We start from the raw sequence: 18,623 nt of genomic DNA on the forward strand, positions 1-18,623 counted from the left end.
GTCAAATAGCGTTTGACACAAAGACGCTATTATAAAGGTAAGCATCCCGCCTCGCAACGAGGGAATTCCCCGATCCGCATGGGACGGGCCCTCGCGATCCAGTGTCGCCTCGACGCATCCTTCTGCCGCCATAGTGGTTCGATGCCCCGAAGCCCATTCGACCGAAACCCGCTCCGGCGGCCGCCTCCCACAGGAAAAGATCGTGTAAAATCTGTGGGTTGCACGGATCAGGGAGGCTACCGGCACGATGTGAAAAAAATGTCCGGGTATTGGCGCGGGTCACGGTTGCGGGAATCGAGACCGTGGTAGCTTGACGAATCGGGCGGGCTTCGGCCGATCTCCGGAAGAGACCCCTGGCGGCAAGCGCCATTTCTCAGTTTTTCTCAGGATTCACCCCAATCGAACCTGAGCGTATGTTTGGTTTATTTGCAAAACCATTTCTGATAAACTAGCGGCCGTACACACATGTAAATAATTGGCATCAAACGTAAAATTCCACCAGGCTCGAGGTCGTTGGTGGACTTAATTCCGAGCGAAACCATCGGGGTCACGAAGGCATGAAGGGTATCAAAGTCAACATTTCATCCGCGGAATTCAAAAAGTGGGGCATTTTTCTGGTCTTCCTCTTCACGATCGTGATCGTCTACATGGTCGCGTTCAAGCCGAAGGGCGAACGTGAAGCGCGAGAGCTGGTGGATCGCGCTCGAGCCACGACACAAGAGGCACGCATCGCCCTACAGACCAACGAGGCCGTGGAAACCAACTCTCAAATCGAGAACGCGGTCAAGGCACTGGAAAAGGCGCAAAGCCTGATTATCGAAAGCGATTTCACGGCCGCCCGGCTGGAAGCCGAGCGCGCGCTTCGCTACGCCAACAACGTGCTGGAAAAATACGACCCCAAAAAGGCACTTCGCTCCAAGGTACAGCTCACCGAAGTGGCCAGCGACGTCCAAGTTCGCAAATCCGGTGAAAACAGTTTCCAACGCGCCGCGAAGAGTATTTCCCTGGCCGCCGGCGACCGGATTCAAACCGGATCCAAGAGCGCCTGCAAAATCGTGTTCATGGAAGGGATGGAAGTGATCGTCCATCCCAACACCCTGATCAAGATCGACGAATCGTTCAGGGGTGCATCGGCCCGCAGCATGCTCAACGTGTACGTGGATGCCGGTAGCATCAGCGTGCAGACCAGCTCCCTGAAAGAGGGGGAACGGGCCTCGATCAGCACCGAGTACACCAGCGCCACCCTCTATGCGAACACCGAGACCCTGCACCACGCCCAAAAGAATCCCCAGCGCAATCAAGTCTCCGTGCGCAAGGGTCGGGTCGATATGCAGCTCGGCCGGCAATCGTTCAACCTGATCAAGGATCAGCGGATCACGGCGTTGCGGGATCAGCCCGAAGGTGCCGTGGTCGACCTGTTGCCCGCCCCGACCCCCAGCGGCCCCGCCAATTTTGCCAAGTTTACCGCCAACGCCAACAGCTTCGCCTCGGTCACCTTCTCATGGGACGGCATCCAGGGCGCGGATTCCTACGATCTGGAAATCAGCCGCGATCCTTTTTTCCTCAACATCTTCGAGGAACGGCGCGAGTTCCCGGGACAGCGCGTCGTAGTTCCCAATCTTCAGCCCGGCACCTATTACTGGCGGCTCACCAGCAACGCCATCGCCCTGGCCGAGGGTATTCCCGGCTCGGTTCGCGAGTTCAGCGTCAGCGAAGCCACCGCCACCCGCGAGGTGTCCAACGTGGACGCCATTCCGCCTTCTCTCAACGTGACGGAGGTCAGTGTCCAAGGCTATCTGGTGATCATCCAGGGCAACTCGGAGCGCGACGCCCTGGTCCGCATCAACGACGAGAAAGCCCTGCTCGACGAATACACCGGCGATTTTTCCCACGCGGCGACCATGCCCGGCAAAGGCATCTACACGATCAACGTGGTTGCGGAGGATCGTGCCGGAAACCGCAGTTACGAGGCTGTCAAGGTTGAAATCCGCGATTGACGCGGGAACCGTAAGGGAGGGGGTGCTCATGTGTTCTCCATTGCTAGGCACACTTGTCAAAGGCGGCCGCGGCGAGCCACCCAAGGTTTGAACCTACGAAACAACCCGGTCCCGACTGAACCCATCAACCACTGAGGACTGGCCCTTGAAACACGGACCCATTCTTTTCATTACCGATTCCCAGTATTTGAAGGCCAAAAACCTGACGGGCATTCTCTCCGCGTCCGAATTCAGCACCCACCACCTGACCACGGCTCGCGCCACCCTGATCGACACCCGCATCGAGAAAAAGCGGCGTTCCGAGATCGAAGCCACCTGTCTCGATCACCACCACCCCTTCTTCTATTACCAGTTGCCCCATCCCTCGGTCGCCGACGATCACGCCCAGGTCCACGAGGCGGCACTCTATTTCCTGCGCCAACACAACGAGGGCGAGCACCAGCACCCGTCGCCCGAGACCATCGACAAGATCACGCTCAATACCCTGATCGACATCATCACCACCACCAACTCGCTGCTCCAACCGGAAGACGTGATGCACTCGGTGATGACGCAAATCCACGAGCTGATCACCTGCGAAGCCTGGTCGGTCCTGATCTTGGACAAGAACCAGCAGGATACGCTGATCTTCGCGGCGGCGTCGGGCCCCATCAAGGAACAGTTGCGCGGCCTCAAGGTGGCGTTCGGCCAGGGGGTTGCCGGCTGGGTCGCCAAACATCGCCAACCGATCATCGTCAACGACGCCAAGACCGATCCGCGGTTCATGGATCAGATCGACAAGGACACCAATTTCCAGACCCGCAACATTCTGTGTGCACCTTTGATCAGTCGGGGACGCACGCTCGGGGTGATCGAAATGCTCAATCGCGATCATCCGATCGGGTTCACCGAGAGCGACCTGGAACTGGTGCAGATTCTGGTGAACCCGGCCGCGGTCGCCATCGAGAACGCCTATCTCTTCCAAAAGGCCCAGATTCTCACAATCCAGGACGATCTCACCAAACTGTACAATTCGCGGCACTTGAATCAGTGCCTGGAAACCGAGATCAAGCGGGCCCGCAGACTGCACAAGCCACTGAGCCTGGTGTTCCTGGACCTGGACGGCTTCAAGGCGGTCAACGACTGTTACGGCCACCTGCAGGGCAGTCAGACGTTGATCGACGTGGCCAAGATCATCAGCGGCTGCGCGCGCGATACGGATATCGCGGGCCGATGGGGCGGCGACGAGTTCATGCTGATCCTGCCGGCAACCGACACCGAGGGTGCCATCATCGTCAGCGAGCGCATTCGCGACCGCATCGAACACCACAGCATCGGCGATTTGAACATGTCGGCCAGCATCGGCATCGCCACCTTCCCGACCCACGGGCACCACAAGGAAGAGTTGATGCAACTGGCCGACAAGGCCATGTACCGTGTCAAGGACAAAGGCAAGAACGGGATCCTGGTGGCCGACGAACTGTAATCCCCCAGCAAGTGTCCATCCAGAAACAGGGTGTTTTTGATAGGGATCCTCCAATCGGTCGGGTTTCCAATACGAGCTGCGATCAGGTGTCAGCTAAACACCTTCGAGCAAGTATCTTGCTGACACCTGAGAGCCGATAGCGCGCCCATCCAGCCAAACCCATTTTGGGAGTCCCGATCTTTTCGTCTCTGGATGGGCACTAGCGAGGAAAATCCTACCAGCCGCCTTCCTCTTCCAGTCGGGTGGCGTTCAGGCCGCGATGCAAGCGCACCAACTGAGCCACTTCGCGGCGGATGGTCTCTTCACGGCTCGCATCGTCCAAGCCGGCCACCCGATTGTAGACATTGGCCGACAGAACCGCCCGCTCCCCCGCCCGCTTCAGCTCTTCGCGAAGCTCTCGACGCCGAGCCGAATAGAGTCCATCGGCCTCGGCCACCTCGATTTGATCGTCGCGCTGCATGTCGTAGGCGTAGGCCACCTGCTGGGCGATGCGCCCGATCAAGGCTTCGTCCACCGACGTCGCCTTTTCCGGTTGATCGAGAAACATGGGCCCTTTTCCCAACATCAACCAATCACCGGAAACCCCGGTAAAGCGGAGGATCGCCGCAATCGCGTCGAACCCGGGCTTCCTCAAGCCGCTGTGGTAATCGCGCAGCGAAGGATAGGCCATACCGGCTTCCCGCGCGAATCGCTTGATTTTCATGTTCTTGGATTCAATGGCCAATTTGATGCGACACTTGATCGCTTCGTCGGAAGAGGGATCGTCCGTCATGGCGGCGGGATCTTGCTGCATGCTGGTGCTCCGTAGGGGTTCACCCACCGGCAGTCTACCAATATGCCGACGCGTCTATCAATGAAAGCCTGTTCGCGGCCGGAGGTGTTCAACCGTTGGCGTACCGTTCTTTTCACGAAACAACGCGATCGGCCGATCTAATCCGATTTCGGCCGATCCGGATCCCATCCATCGCAGTCACGCAGCACATCGAGCCCAAAACGCCCTCACTCCCGGATGTGGCTGCGGTTCAGAGCCAGTCGTCGCAGGCCGGTTTCTCGATGACGCGATGGTTGTGGGGGTTCAACCTTTCGACCACCAGGGAATACACGCGGTTCGGCAACATTTGGGTGCCATAGAAGGACAGGACGTAGTGATCGAATTGCCAGTCCCAGGTGAGCCGGCCGCGGAGAACTCGATCGAACTCGTGTCCCATATCGGGCAGGCCGATATCGCGAAACCAGGTCACGTGGTCCAATTTAGGATTTTCCTGAGTCAGGGGAGTGTCATAAAAACGGCCTTCATAAAAAGCCCAAAGAGCGTCGACAGGCTGAGTTCGCTCAGCAGAGGGTGGCGCCACGAAAATACCTCCCCGAAGGAAAGATGGAATGGAGTTCCGGATTATTGTACACGGGTTGGCCGGTGGGGGCCATTCCAAGCGGCCTGCGGGCCCACAAACCCAGTTCCGGGGACCCGGGGTTCAGAAAGGGTCGCGCCACAGCCAATCGTCTCCAGGGTCCTCTCCCGTCTCCTTGACGTCCTTGGTGGGCACGTCGATATGCCGGTAGCGATAGGCCAAGGCACCCCCGACGATCGCGCCGAACAGGTGGCCTTCCCACGAGACGCCGACCCGGATCGGCAAAATGCCCCAGATGGCGCTGCCGAACATGAATGCCGTCACCAGGGCGGCGGCGACGGCGCGTTTGTCACCGCGGAGAATCCCGCTGATGAATAAAAACCCCAACAGGCCATAGACCAGGCCACTGGCGCCGATGTGGTAAGAAGGCCTCGCAAACAACCAGACCAGCGCGCTGCAGCCCACGGCGGACCAGCAGATCACGGGCCAGACGAGGCGGGGATAGTAAACCGAGAGCAAAATGCCCAACACGAGCAAGGTGAAGGTATTGGTGCCCAGGTGGGAGAAATCGCCATGCAGAAACGGCATGGTGATCAGGCCCGCCAGGCCGATGGGATCGCGTGGCTTCAGGCCCCACTGCGCCAAGGAGAAACCGCCGATGGTTTCGACCACCTTGACGCTCCACATGACAAAAATCAGGAGCAGCAGCCCCAGCAGCCGCAATTGGAAATCGACAGGTTCCCGCCGAGCCGCCGGGGAGAGCTTGGGTCCGCGAATCAGAAATCTCCTGCTGCCGCACTCATGATGAGACCGCACAACCAGGCCCCGCCGGTACCGACGAAGTAGCCGAACACGGCCAAGAGCACACCGACGGGCGCCAGCGTGGGGTGAAAGGCCGAAGCCACGACGGGGGCGGAGGCGGCGCCACCTACGTTGGCCTGACTGCCGACCGCCAGAAAGAACAGCGGCGCGCGAATCACCTTGGCCACCACGATCAGCAACGTGGCGTGAATCGAAATCCAGATCAGGCCGACCACGAACAGGCCGGGCGCCTCTTTCATGGCGGTGATGTCCATCTTCATACCGATCGAGGCCACCAACACGTAGAGCATGGCCGAACCCACGCGGGACGCGCCTACCCCTTCCAGTTTGGAAGCCTTGGTGAAGGAGAGAAGCAAGCCGATGGCAGTCGCCGTCATAATCAGCCAGAAAAACTTACTGGTGATGCTCAATTTTTGGAAAGTAGCGGCATGTTCATGGTTTTGGAGCCAAGGACCCATCACATCGGCAACGAGGTGTCCCACCGCCGTCACGGCAAAACCCACGCCGAGCAACAGCATTAAATCGGTGAGGGTGGGAATTTGGGCCATCTTAGATTGAAGGTCCTCCATCTTGGTTTGTAGCTCTTTGATGGCGCTGGAATCCGCTTTAAGGATGCGGTCGTATTTATCGGGGTCGCCGGCCATGAACAGGATGCAGGCCATCCAGATGTTGGCGACGATCACGTCGACGGCGATCATGGAGGAAAACACCGTATCGCCCACTTCGAAGATTTCCTTCATGGCGGTCTGGTTGGCGCCGCCGCCGATCCAACTGCCGGCCACGGTGGTCATGCCGCGCCAGATGGCGTCGGGGCCCGCGCCACCCACGACGTCGGGATTGATGGCACTCATGATCAGCAGAGACAGCGGCCCCCCGATGATGATCCCGATCGTGCCGGTGAAAAACATGATGATGGCCTTGGGCCCGAGCCGCAGGATCCCCTGGAGATCGATACTCAGGCAGAGCAGGACGAGACAGGTGGGCAGCAGGTAACGCGAGGAGACGAAGTACAGGTTGGATGCTTCGCCACTGATGACCCCGAAGGTGCTGAACACGGAAGGCACGAAGTAGCACAACAAAAGCGCCGGTACCACGCGGTAGAATTTCTTGAACACGGGGTTCGAGCTGTGGGATGTCACGAAAATGATGGCAAGGATGGTCATGAGCAGGCCCAGGACCACCGCGTCGTTGGTGATGAGCGGCGCCGATTGTTCCATGGTGGGGATGGTTCCTCCGGATCGAAAATAGAAAAAATGCGATCTGCCTCGATGGGGCAGGCCCGAGCGCGTCTCGGCGCGATCGTCATAACGAACCGTACCGTCCGTCCAAGATCGTCGAGGGCCTGTGCTCGCATGGAAGCCCATCGACCTGAATGTGAAAAACATCGTGTCGGACGGGCGATGAGGGGCCGCAGTCGTGAACGCCCCCGGCACGGTGGAGCCGAAGGAAAGAAGCGGCCCAACGGGGCCCGTGGATAGGGTAGATCTCACTTTAAACCAGCCCAGGAACGGGGGTCAATGCCAAACGGAACGGGCGTGAACGAAGGAATCCCTTTCGGACGCATGCCACTCGGGCCGTAAGAAAGCCGAGGGGTCCTGTTTCGCAAAGGTAGTGTGATTCGCAGGCCCGACGGCCGGATCGCGACGGAGCGGCCCGCTGGCGAGCCCGATGTGAGACCAACTGTGAAAAACGCGAACTTGTCGGCCGAACACGTGTGGGAACGCCGCGACTCGGCACCCACGACACGCGCAATCCTGGCGCTACCCTCGGCCCGATCTTCCGCGCGGCGGTTGCTGGATGCGAATCGAACCGGTTATGATGGCCTTTTTCACAGCCCTCCGCTCGTTCGCGACAACGGGCAAATCGTTCCGCTTTCGGTAGCCATTCCGGCTTCAGTTCCCTGTTTTCGATCGATTCTCCCCGCCGAGGTTCCCCATGCCCGATTGGTTATCCATCTTGCCGCCATTGCTGGCGATCGTCGTCGCCATCTGGAAAAAAGAAGTGGTACTGGCGCTCGCGCTGGGTATTTGGATGTCCGAGTCCCTGATCGTTGGCCGCACCATGACCGGCGTCGAGAGCGCGTTTGTGGCCATTCCCGAATCCATGGGCCAGGGCTTCATCGAGATGATCGACCGCCTCGTTTCCGTGTTCGAGGACGGCGGCAACACTCGGGTCCTTCTGTTCTGCCTGCTGGTGGGCATGTTGATCGAACTGATGCAGGTATCCGGCGGGGTCACGGCCTTCGTGAAACGGATGACCCAAATGGGCATGGCGGATACGCAACGACGCGCTGGATTGCTGACGATGGCGATCGGCGTCCTGGTCTGGATGGAAACCAGCATGAGCTGCCTGGCCGCGGGCATGGTCGGCCGACCACTGTTCGATCGCTTCAAGTTGAGCCGCGCCCGCCTGGCTTACGTGCTCGATTCCACCTGCGCCCCGGTCAGTGTGATCATCCTGCTCAACGCCTGGGGCGGCTACATCCTGGAATTACTCGAAAAGGGCGAATATGGGTTCGAGGAGCCGGTGAACGTGGTCATGTCCAGCATCGGCTTCAATTTCTACGCGATCCTGACCTTGGGCCTCGTGGCCTACACCGCCATCAGCGGACGCACCCACGGGGCGCTGCGCCGTGTCGAAGCGGAGGAGTCCGAGGCGGAAACCCCCGACGAACCGTCCAAGGCCCTGCCCGATCACGTCAAGGGCAAGGCCGGGCACATGTTGATTCCGCTGGTCATCATGGTCGCCCTGATGGTTCTGTTTCTGATGCGCACCGGCTCCGGTAGTCGCTCGGTCCTGTATTCCGTCACCGTGGCGACGGTCATCGGCGTGCTCCTGTTGATTCGCGACCGGGTGTTCACCTACCGCGAAATCATCGAGCACGGCTACCGAGGCATGGGCAAGTTGCTGCCGGTCGTGCTCCTGATGCTGCTGGCCTTCGCGATCGGCGCCAGTTGCCGCGAGCTGGGCACGGGCAGCTTCGTGGCCGGCTGGGTCGGCAGCTTCCTGCCGCTCTGGCTGGTGGCCCCCCTACTCTTCATCTGTGCGGGCATCATTTCGTTCACCACCGGCACCTCCTGGGGAACCTTCGCGATTCTCATCCCGGTGGGCATGCCCCTGGGCGCCGCATTCGGTTTGCCGCCCGGTTTCGTGCTGGCCGCAGTGCTCGGCGGCGGCGTGTTCGGCGACCACTGCTCACCGATTTCGGACACGACCCTGGTGGCTTCGCTGGCCAGCGGCTGCGATCACCTGGAGCACGTCCGCACCCAGTTGCCGTATGCGATGACGGCCGGTTTGGGCACCATCCTCCTCTACATGGCGATGGGCCTCTTTCTGTAAATCGCGGAGACCCCCGGGACGCGTGGAAGAAAGGACCCGGAGCTGACCGGCATCACGGGTTTTCCGGCGTTTTTTCCGGGTAACGCGCCAACAGCGCGTCCGCTTCGTCTTGCCGGCCTGTTTGGGACAAGAGCTCGGCGTACTCGACGGCCAAATGGATGAAATCCGTGTGAACGGTTTTCTTTCTTTCGAACGTGTCGAGGATCTTCTTATAGCGTTCTTCCGCTTGGTCGTATCGCCCCCGATCCCTCAGAATATTCGCCGCGTAGATTTCACCAAATGCCACATGGACCGAGTCTTTTCCCCACGCCTCGGCCAGATCTTCGCCAGCCTTCCGGATGAGCGATTCGGCCTTGTCGAAATTGCCGTTTTGCCGAGCGATATCACTCAATTCAAGGAGAGCCCATCCGTAACTTGGATCGAGTTTACTGCTCCCCCGTCCATGATCGACGATCTGCCGAAACACGTCCGCCGCTTCCTGGAGCAGGCCAAGCTCCCTCAAGGCCAGTCCAAGCTGTTGGGCAATTCTCGTGCGGGTCACGTTATCTTTCGAATAGGTCATATCGGCCGATGCCAGCGCATTGCGAAAGAGGTCCGCGGACTCGCGGTACCGTTTCTGGCCAAATCGAAGTTGCGCCATGCTCCTCATCGCTTCCATCCGCACGAAATGGCCCGGCTGAAGTTTCTTTTCGGCCAACGCCAGGGACTTCGTCAGGTGGGAATCCGACTCCTCATATCGATACAACATCATCAAAACGACCCCGACCGAGAAATGAGCACGAATGGCTTCATAACTATCCGATCCCGAGATTTTTTCCACAATTCGAAGATTCTCCGAATGGAGCGTGAGCGCCTCTTCGAGACGGAAGGAGCGATCCAGGACCAAGGCGAGAGCCCTTATGGCCCGCGCCGTTTCATGGCGATCGCGACCGATGGTCTTTTCGTAAATATTTACACTTTTTCGAAAAAGTCGTTCGGCATCCGGAAGATGATTTTCCGCATGGGCAACCGATCCCATCGCGTAGAGCCCCTGAGCCGCCTCGAAGCTCTCGGGACCCGCGAGTGATTGAGCGAGGGTCAACATCCGTTCGAAATGTTTTTTTGCCGTTTCGACACGGCCCATCCTGGCCTGCGACATACCGAGCCACAAAAGATTGTCGACCAACTCGAGATGATCGCCCAAGTGCGCCTCTCGTAACGCGACCGCCTGTTTTAGCAACGCCTCGGCCTCCTTGAAGAGAGATAGGTTGTAATAGACCTTGCCCAACGTGTGGGCCAGCCGGGCTTGGGTGACCGGCTGATTCCCGAGATTCGTGGTAATGCGCGCGGCGCCCTTGTCGAGAAGCTCCCGCACGGTCAATTCTTCGCCACGATTTTCAGAAGGATCCGAGAGCTCGAAAAGTTCGGTCATGAAAGCCGAGACCTCGGTGGCGGCCTCGGCTTCGGCGTCGGCACGCTGAGCCTGTAGGCGCGATTCGGATTCGGCGCGCCTGGCTTTGATCATGCCCGTCGAAGTTCCGATGACCCCGCCGACCAGGGCCAGCAAGGCGATGGTCGCCGCGAAGACCCCTGTTCGATGTCGACGGATGTACTTGGCGATGCGATAGGACAATCGAGGGGCCCTGGCCTGGACGGGATGGTGCGATAGAAACCGTTTGATGTCGGCCGCCAGTTCCGCCGCCGAACCGTAGCGTTGATCCGGCTCCGACTCGATGGCCTTCAGGGTGATCCAATCCAGGTCGCCTTTGAGCGTTTTCACGAAAGTGGCGACATGGAGCCCTCGTTTTTGGGCGAACTCCTCCGCCTTTTGCTGGTCCAACCCCGACACACGGTTGCTGGGCCGTTCCGTGTCCTCGGACGCCAAAGGTGCGGGGAAAGGCCCGAAAAACTCGCGTTTCGGACCGATGCCCGCCAACAATTCGTAGAGCACCAGCCCGAGGGAGTACACGTCACCACGCGTATCGACGCTGCCCGGGGCCTGGATGGCTTCCGGACTCATGTAGAGCGGTGTTCCGATCACGCCGCCCTTGGTCAAGGTTTCTCCTTCGGTCAAGGGCTGATCGATCGCCTTTGCGATTCCGAAATCGATGATTTTGGGTATCACCTGTCGATCATGTTCCGCAACCATCAAATTGGAGGGCTTGAGATCGCGGTGCATCACCCCTTTTTGGTGGGCATGCTGAACGCCTTCGCATATTTTGATGAACAGACGAAGGCGATCCTCGATTGTCAATTTCCGTGTGTCGCAATAGTGAGATAAGGTCTCTCCCTCGATGTACTCCATCGCAAAAAAAGGAAATCCCCGTTCCGTGGTTCCCGCTTCATAGAGCTGCGCCACGTAGGGGTGTGAAAGCCGCGCCATCGCCTGACGCTCGGCGGCGAACCGAGCCATGGCCATCGAATCTCGAAGGCTGGCATGCACCACTTTCAAAGCGACTTTTCGGGTGACATTCTCGGTTTGTTCGGCGAGGTACACCGTCCCCATCCCACCATGTCCGAGCTCTTTGACGATGCGATAGGGACCAATGGTCTCTCGAAAATCATCGCAATCGTCCGTTGTGGCGTTCTGGAGCGTGGGCGCATCGAGGCTGACCGCCGAGGGCACCCCGAATTCGTTGAAAGAAAACGCTTTCCGAGGCATTTCCTCCTTGTTTTCCGTTCCCAGTTTTGTGGGCCCTTCGAAGAGTTCTTTGCCACCGGACTTCGCTTCGTCGTTTTTCCCTTGCTCGTCCACCATGCCAACCCCTCAGTCACGGCTGTGTACCATTCACACTCGATGCACCGAAAAATGGCTCGAGCGATACGACCCCAAAAAACCACCGGGAACCCACCGTTTCGCGTGAATGCAGGCGAATCCGCCCTGACCACCGCATTCTAGGGATCGCTGCCGAACGCAGCGCCATGGATGTGGGCCCCGCCACATTCAACAAACCAATATCATCTTTAGAAAATCATTTCATAATTCCAATATACACACTCAAGCAAAAAAATACGGCAGAAAGTACTGCGACTCGTTTTCTGCAAACACAACGAATTCCATTCATTTACCTGAACCCAATCAACAGGTTGGGTGAGTATCGCTTTGGCATCTTTCAAATCGAGGTGGCACCGGGACAGGGGCACATCGCGTGCCAAGAAATGAACCGACTCCCAAAACCGAGAACACCTTCAATCCAGTTTGCTGGATGGCTCCAAAGCCACCGGTAAAAGCCGATCCAGCAAATCCAGGTTGGCTCCCGATGCGGCCGGCACATGCGATCCCTCTCGAAAATACGCGTCACGAAACGGACCAATCCCTTCCAGACGATAGCGAGGTGCGAAGGTCAAGCCCTCCCCATCCAACTGGTAACCGAAATGAACGAGAGACTTCTGCAGAAGTGAATCGAGGATCTCGGGGTTGCCGCTCAGGCGGTGGAAGGTGGCTTGCCGCTCGAGATCCCAAATTCGAAGAAATCCCTCTTCGGTTCCGGCAACCGCTCCCCCTTGGCCGGGCAACGTGACGTGAAACGTGTAGGGCGCCCCGTTTTGCCGAAACCGGGCGATCGTCTGCTGAGATTCCAAGTCCCATAGCCGATAGCCATCGGCGAGCGAATAGGAAATCAGTTGCCTGCCTTCGGCGAGAAATTCCACCGCGGCCACCAATCGTCGATGTCCCACGAGCGTCGCCCGGACCTGTCGGGAATCGATATCCCAAAGCTTGATGATCCCGTCGCCGTGGCCAATGGCTACGGTGCGCTCGTCTGGCGAACAAGCGACACCATAAATAAAATTTCTGGGATCGAAGTACTTGGCAACGATTCCCCGCTTGGAGAGATCCCAGACGATCAATTCGCCTACGAGGCATCCCGATACCAGATAATTGCGCTGGCTCAGGAAACGTAACATGTGAACCTGTTGGGTTTGATGACCGACGAGGGAGGTCTGCTCCAAACCAGTCGCCACATCCCACAGTTTGATGATGCCATCGTGGGCCGAACTGGCCAGGGTTTGGCTGTCCGGAGAGAATGCGACGTCGAAGGCACTCATGGGGTGCCCTTTGGGCCGAGGGAGTTCCCGGCCATCCGCCACCCGCCACGAACGCACCGACCCGTCCCTGAAGGCGGCGGCAAACAGGCGTTCATCCGGAGAGAAGTCGAAACTCATGAGCGCGCCACCATCCAAGGAGGAAAGAGTGTTCGAGTGGGGCTCCCGATCTCGATGCCAAAGGGTCACGCGTTCCTCTTGGTCCAGGACCGCGATCGCGGCGCCGTTTCGAGAAACGGCCAGGTCGAGAACGCGATCGAAAGGGTAATCGAGATCCTTGGGCAGCGATGGCTCGCCAAGGTTCCAGATTTTGGCGGTGCCGTCCTCCGAACCGGAAAGCAGCAGCTTGCCATCGGCAGAAAACTCAAGCGCGATGACGGTTTGATCGTGACCCGCCAGACGAGCGCGCGGATGCCACTTGGGCGGCCCATCGCCTTCCTGGTTCAACGCCGCCAAATGGATGACTCGGTCGACGCCACCGGCGGCCAAGGTGGTTCCATCCCGCGAAAAGGCGACCGATTCAAGGGGGCCTGAATAGGTGAGGGTTTGCACCGATTGACCCTTGGCCACATCCCAAATGCGAAGGGTTCCGTCGTCGGAAACGGAAGCCAGCCATCGACCGTTCCGCGCAAAGGCCACATCCCAAATATCGTCCATATGACCCGAAAGAGTGGCGCGTGGTGTGGCACGTTCGAGATCCCACAACACCACGGTTCGATCTCCGGAAGAGGAAGCGAGAATCCCTCCGTCCGGCGTAAAAGCCAAATCGAACACATGGGTATCGTGGCCCGGCAACGATGTCCGGTGTAGGTCCTTGGGCAGGGTTCGATCCGTGCCCGGCAGTGCAAAGGCCGTCAAGGCATCGGCGACCGACCACAGTTCGATGGCTCCGGAAGATCCGGCCGCGGCCAGAAGGGTACCATCGGGAGAAAAGGGCGCCTGGAGAACGGTGCTGTCGGGAAGCTCCAAGGTCGCGAGCAGCTCCCCTTCGGGGACCTTCCACAGTTTGATGAGACCCTTCATGCAGGCGGTGGCGATCAACTGGTTGTCGGGCGAAAAGCTCAAACTCGAAACCGGGCCGATATGACCCGAGAGCAATACCAAGGGTCTGCCGGTCGCTAGATCCCAAATACGGGCCTGGTTGTCGCTGGACCCTGTCGCCAGCAACTGGCCGTCGGGGGAGAGTGCGACACTGGAGAGATGACTACCATGGCCGGACAGCCGGGCCTGCGGACGCGCCAGAGAGGCATCCCACAGCACCCAGTCCCCACAGGTAACCGAAACCCATCGATGTTCGGGGTGGACCGCAAGGTGATATCCCAGCGCGGGGTCCAGCAAACGCAGGGGAGCCAGTCCATGCTCACGACGAACGATGCCAGAATAGGGAGTCCACCGCGCATTCGAGGTTCCCGTGGCGAAATCCCAAAGCTCGAGATCCCCCCCGGCCCCGAGCACGATCAAGTGTTCTTGTTCCGAAAAGGGCTCGAGAGCGACCGGTCCCCCAGGTAATTCGAGGCGTATTTCGCGGCGTATCGACCCATCGTCCCGGTATTGTCGCAAGATTCCGTCGCGATACGCGACCACCCAGGAGTCCTTCAACGCCACGACGTCGACGACCCTCTCTGGGCCATCAGTCTCGATATGAACTGTGCCCGGGGTGGCAAGGCCCTCCACCACAAGGGCACCACCAGCCGACGCCCAAGCCACTTGGCGCCCGTCTCGCGAGACGGCCAAGGCAGTGGCCGGTCCCGCCATTCGCGGAGGAACGATTCGCGGTCGATCGGAAACCCATTGCCCGTTCTCGAGAGACCAGATTCGGAGCGTGCCGCTTTTGTCGAGGGACACCAGGAACCGTCCCCCCGAAGTGAAGGCCACGTCCACTACCGGCTCACCGTGATCCAAAGTCGCTTCGGGTTTTTGGACACGCCCGGACCCGTCCGGAAGGCGCCACAGGAGAACCTTTCGATCGTCACTGGCGGAAGCCAAGAGGGAAGGCACGTCAGGCCGGTTCGCCGGCGCGAAGGCCAAAGCCCGAATGGGCAATCGATGACCCTGCAGCACACCGGCCGGACGGCCGTGCTCGAGATCGAGGAAATGAATATTGAAATCGTTTCCGGCAAGCGCGAGAAACCGGCCGTCAGGGCTGAAACCCGATCGCTGCACGCCCTTGTGGGAAGGCGTGGTCCAAAGCAGGCGTCCGGCATCGACCATGTCGGGCTGGTTCAGGCGGCCGACGGCGGCGGGTAGCCTGGCCGCTGGCGGCAACTCCAGAGAAAGTGCGGCCAGGGAATAAAGCCAGGCAGCGGACACATGCCCCTCTTCCAACGCGACTTGCGATTTTTGGTCGTACATGTGGGCCAGATTCAGATTGCTTTCGAGTCGCTGGCTTTCGGCCACTTCTTGAGCCGCACGAGCCTGACGCTTCTCGCGATCGGCCCTGAGAAAGGCAAAAAAGGCCAGGCCCGCCAGGAAGAGGGCGATGCCCGTTGCGATGAAGGCCTGGTTGCGCCGCAATCGCATGCGCCGGGCCGCGACCTCTCGGGCACGGGCCTTGCGCTCGGCGAGCGCCACCCCCTCGGCCACGAAGGTCCGCTCCAGGTCGCCCAGATGCGCACGCTCTCGTGCGACGAGATCCTTCATTTGATAGAGTGGGCCCCCACGCGGAAGGAGATCGGTACTGCGGCCCGATTCATCCCATAACTTCGCGTTCCGCCGCAGGTGGCCAACCTGACGGGCGGTCTCCCGATCCTCCGCCATCCAGGTAGCGATCGGCTGCCAGGAAGCGATCAGGGCCTCGTGGGCGACATCGACGTAATCGCGCTTCCGCTCGACATCGCGAAAGGCTGTCAGGAGTCGCGCCTCGGTCCAGCGTCGGAGTAGCGTTTCGACGACTTCGGTAGTAGCTCCTACGGACAGCAATTCTTCCCGTGTGGCGCGACGCCGAGTATCCCTGGCTCCCTCTCCCGGTTGGATCAAGCACAGCACGAACATTTTGCGCAGGGTTTCACGCGCTTCTTCGCTCAAGTCACGATACTCGGCATCGGCCCGTTTCGTCAGGGCCCCCTGAATGCCGCCGATCTCGTCGTAGGCCTCCACCTGGAGCGTGCCGACACGCCTGCGCTCGTAGAGCTCCAGCAGCGCGTGCTCCAGCAGAGGTAGATCTCCCGGCCGCCCACCGACGTCGTCGAGGATTCGCTCCAACAGGCCCGTTTCGAGGCGCAGACCCGCGGCACGTGCCGGTGCGACGATGGCACGCGCACAATCTTCGCGCTTCATGGGCGGCACCAGCAACGAGTTCTCGGTGAAATGGTGGTTGAGGCCAGGGAATGCGGCACACTTACCTAGAAAGTCGGAGCGCATGGTCACCAACACCGAAACCGAACCTTCGGGTGCATCGACGGCGCGGCAGATCAGATCGACAAAGGTCGCGATCTCGGTGTGATCGTGGGCGAGGGAAAAGATTTCCTCGAATTGATCGACGACGAGGCAAAGGGCGTGACCACCACTTGCCGTCATCCATTCCCGACCGATGTAGGCGACGGCCTCGGGATCCTGACGCAACCGATCTCCCAGAGATTCCGGCGACTCGGCCAATTCGGTACCATCAAATAGCTTGTGCAGGCCGAAAGCGAGCTCTTCCACCGGATGTTGGGTAGGGGTGAGCAACAGAATGGCTCGACCCCACGACCGCAAGACCGGAACCGCGCCCGCTTGGACGATGGACGATTTGCCACTACCCGAGGGACCGAGAACCGCACAGAACCGTTCCTGTTTCGCTTTCTGCAACACGCGCTGAACGACCGATTCACGACCGTGGAAAAAGTCCGCATCTTGTTCGCGAAAAACTTCGAGGCCACGAAAGGGGCAAACCCCCGTGGGCTCTTTGGGGGCCTCCGTTCCCAGGCGGACCTCACGTACTTCGCCCAGAAGTCGTGCGATCCCCTCCTCGTTGAAACCATCCGGAAAGGTGGTCCATGCCTGCCCGCGCATAACCATGGGCAACCGCGTCTGTTTGTCGGGAAAGATCCCACCAGGCAACAAAACGGGCAACACGCGAAGGTCATCGGCCCGAAACGCGAGTGCATCGCGAATGGCCGGCTCCCGAGACCACGGCTCCTGCCCCGTGGGACCAAGGCAAACGATGCAGGTATGGGTTTGGTCCATCGCCGTCATCATCGAGGTCAGGGGGTCCTCGTCGGAACCCACTCGCTCCACGTCGTACCAGATCTGGAGCGAACTCGCTTCTCGCAGTCGGTTCACCAACTGCGCCACCACCCGCCGCTCATCGGGGTCGTACCAAATCACCGCGTCATGGCGTTTTTCGACGTCGGTGCCTCCTGACCGATTGGGCAAGATGGCAAGGACCCGATCGAGATCGTGAATCATGCGCTCGGCGGTAGGGTATCGTTGAGCAGGCTCCCCCGAGGTCGCCGTACGCAACACATATCCCAGCGCCTCGGGTATGGCTTCGGCTGCGGTGTCGAAACCGTCGGGCGGATCGCCATCGCCCTTCTCGGATGCCCGATCCATGGTAGACCGTCGGGAGCGCCCCTCCGACATCAGGCGCGAAATCATTTTCTGCGGCGATGGCCCCAAGTTCGAGGGGGACACCCCGCAAAGCAATTGCAACAACACCAAACCCAGCGCATAGATATCGGTGGTCCGACTGACCGGTTGGCCCATTCGCTGTTCGGGTGAGGCGTATTCAGGGGTCATGGGTGAGAAACCCGTTCGCCCTTCCAGCTCATGGGAAAAGGCGGCGATGCCGAAATCCAACAGTTTCGGTTCGGGATCCGTACCGTCTCGACCTCCGGTGACCATCAGGTTCCCCGGTTTGATGTCGCGGTGGACGATTCCCGCCGCATGGGCAAAACCAACCGCCGACACGATCTTCCGAAACAGGACCAGCAAGGTCCTCAGTGAAGGGGCTTGGTCGGTACACCACTTCTCGATGGTTTGGCCCTCGATGTACTCCATAATGAAGTAGGGATATCCGTCGGAGATGGTACCCGCGTCCAGCAGCACGGCAATGTGCGGGTGTTTCAGATCGGCGAGCAACTGGCGCTCGCGGCGAAAGTCCTCGACCAATTCGGGCGTGGCCAATTTCGCCTGAATCAACTTGACCGCCACCGACATCTTCAGTTCGTCATCGTCCCGCAGACCCAAGAACACGGTCCCCATGCCGCCGCGACCCAACTCGCGCGCCAACACGTAGGGGCCGATGCGACGGCCGAGCAGAGCAGGTGTCATTTCCGCCGTCGTACCCGAGCTCGAAGACGAGTCCTCCATCGACAGACCCTCCTCGGGAACCAACTGGTCCAGTTGATCCAGTGGATGGGAAAGCTCGTCGACATCCATGAGTGCCAGACATTCATTGATTTCGGCCATGATGGCCGGATCATCGCCTATCTCGCTTCGAAGCCAGTCGTCCCGCTCCTGGGGTTCGAGGTTGGCAGCTTCGCGACACAATTCGAGAATTCGTCGTTCCCGTGCTAAATCCATGAATGGGTTCCTCTCGTCCGAACGCGCGCTCGAACCCACCGACAACGGTATTCACTAGGTTTTTCGAAGCGCACGTGGCACCCAAAATTAAAAGAAACCAGGACGAATCGAAGCCAACATTACAAA

General features: G+C 59.5%; 9 protein-coding genes. 3 read left to right on the top strand and 6 right to left on the bottom strand.

Annotated elements, in window-relative coordinates; all coding sequences use genetic code 11:
• The first annotated feature begins 557 nt into the window (after window positions 1-557).
• The gene (locus J3U87_RS10480) at window positions 558-1,997 is read left to right on the top strand and encodes a FecR domain-containing protein (RefSeq protein ID WP_237382996.1); all 1,440 of its coding nucleotides are present in this window, start codon (window positions 558-560) and stop codon (window positions 1,995-1,997) included.
• 145 nt (window positions 1,998-2,142) lie between these two features.
• Window positions 2,143-3,462 (top strand): sensor domain-containing diguanylate cyclase, encoded by a 1,320-nt coding sequence (locus J3U87_RS10485; RefSeq protein ID WP_237382997.1) that lies wholly within the window; start codon window positions 2,143-2,145, stop codon window positions 3,460-3,462.
• Between the two features lie 214 nt (window positions 3,463-3,676).
• Here the strand turns inward: J3U87_RS10485 and J3U87_RS10490 are convergent, their stop codons facing one another.
• From J3U87_RS10490 to J3U87_RS10505, 4 genes are all read right to left on the bottom strand, one after another.
• On the bottom strand, window positions 3,677-4,255 hold the full coding sequence (locus J3U87_RS10490) for a helix-turn-helix domain-containing protein (RefSeq protein WP_237382998.1): 579 nt from the start codon (window positions 4,253-4,255) through the stop codon (window positions 3,677-3,679).
• 229 nt (window positions 4,256-4,484) lie between these two features.
• Complete coding sequence (locus tag J3U87_RS10495; RefSeq protein ID WP_237382999.1) at window positions 4,485-4,712, bottom strand: hypothetical protein; 228 nt, start codon at window positions 4,710-4,712, stop codon at window positions 4,485-4,487.
• 222 nt (window positions 4,713-4,934) lie between these two features.
• Window positions 4,935-5,627 (bottom strand): rhomboid family intramembrane serine protease, encoded by a 693-nt coding sequence (locus J3U87_RS10500; RefSeq protein ID WP_237383000.1) that lies wholly within the window; start codon window positions 5,625-5,627, stop codon window positions 4,935-4,937.
• Window positions 5,588-6,850, bottom strand: coding sequence for a DUF819 family protein (locus J3U87_RS10505; protein ID WP_237383001.1), 1,263 nt, complete (start codon window positions 6,848-6,850; stop codon window positions 5,588-5,590). The genes J3U87_RS10500 and J3U87_RS10505 overlap by 40 nt, the downstream gene beginning before the upstream one ends.
• 718 nt (window positions 6,851-7,568) lie before the next feature.
• On the opposite strand from J3U87_RS10505, the gene J3U87_RS10510 reads away from it, so the two are divergent.
• The gene (locus J3U87_RS10510; protein ID WP_237383002.1) at window positions 7,569-8,972 is read left to right on the top strand and encodes a Na+/H+ antiporter NhaC family protein; all 1,404 of its coding nucleotides are present in this window, start codon (window positions 7,569-7,571) and stop codon (window positions 8,970-8,972) included.
• Between the two features lie 52 nt (window positions 8,973-9,024).
• Here J3U87_RS10510 and J3U87_RS10515 read toward each other — a convergent pair whose 3' ends face one another.
• Together J3U87_RS10515 and J3U87_RS10520 are read right to left on the bottom strand one after the other, a co-directional pair.
• A complete protein-coding gene (locus J3U87_RS10515) occupies window positions 9,025-11,709 on the bottom strand; it encodes a serine/threonine-protein kinase (protein WP_237383003.1) in 2,685 nt (894 codons plus the stop codon).
• A 431-nt stretch (window positions 11,710-12,140) separates the two neighbouring features.
• The gene (locus J3U87_RS10520; RefSeq protein WP_237383004.1) at window positions 12,141-18,497 is read right to left on the bottom strand and encodes an nSTAND1 domain-containing NTPase; all 6,357 of its coding nucleotides are present in this window, start codon (window positions 18,495-18,497) and stop codon (window positions 12,141-12,143) included.
• Between the last annotated feature and the right edge of the window lie 126 nt (window positions 18,498-18,623).

The sequence above is a fragment of the Sulfidibacter corallicola genome (assembly GCF_017498545.1).
Classification (GTDB): domain Bacteria; phylum Acidobacteriota; class Holophagae; order Acanthopleuribacterales; family Acanthopleuribacteraceae; genus Sulfidibacter; species Sulfidibacter corallicola.

Excerpts from the sequence above, each read along its gene's own strand:
- J3U87_RS10480 (WP_237382996.1), top strand. The coding sequence starts at position 558 with ATGAAGGGTATCAAAGTCAACATTTCATCCGCGGAATTCAAAAAGTGG.
- J3U87_RS10490 (WP_237382998.1), bottom strand. The coding sequence starts at position 4,255 with ATGCAGCAAGATCCCGCCGCCATGACGGACGATCCCTCTTCCGACGAA.
- J3U87_RS10505 (WP_237383001.1), bottom strand. The coding sequence starts at position 6,850 with ATGGAACAATCGGCGCCGCTCATCACCAACGACGCGGTGGTCCTGGGC.
- J3U87_RS10510 (WP_237383002.1), top strand. The coding sequence starts at position 7,569 with ATGCCCGATTGGTTATCCATCTTGCCGCCATTGCTGGCGATCGTCGTC.
- J3U87_RS10515 (WP_237383003.1), bottom strand. The coding sequence starts at position 11,709 with ATGGTGGACGAGCAAGGGAAAAACGACGAAGCGAAGTCCGGTGGCAAA.
- J3U87_RS10520 (WP_237383004.1), bottom strand. The coding sequence starts at position 18,497 with ATGGATTTAGCACGGGAACGACGAATTCTCGAATTGTGTCGCGAAGCT.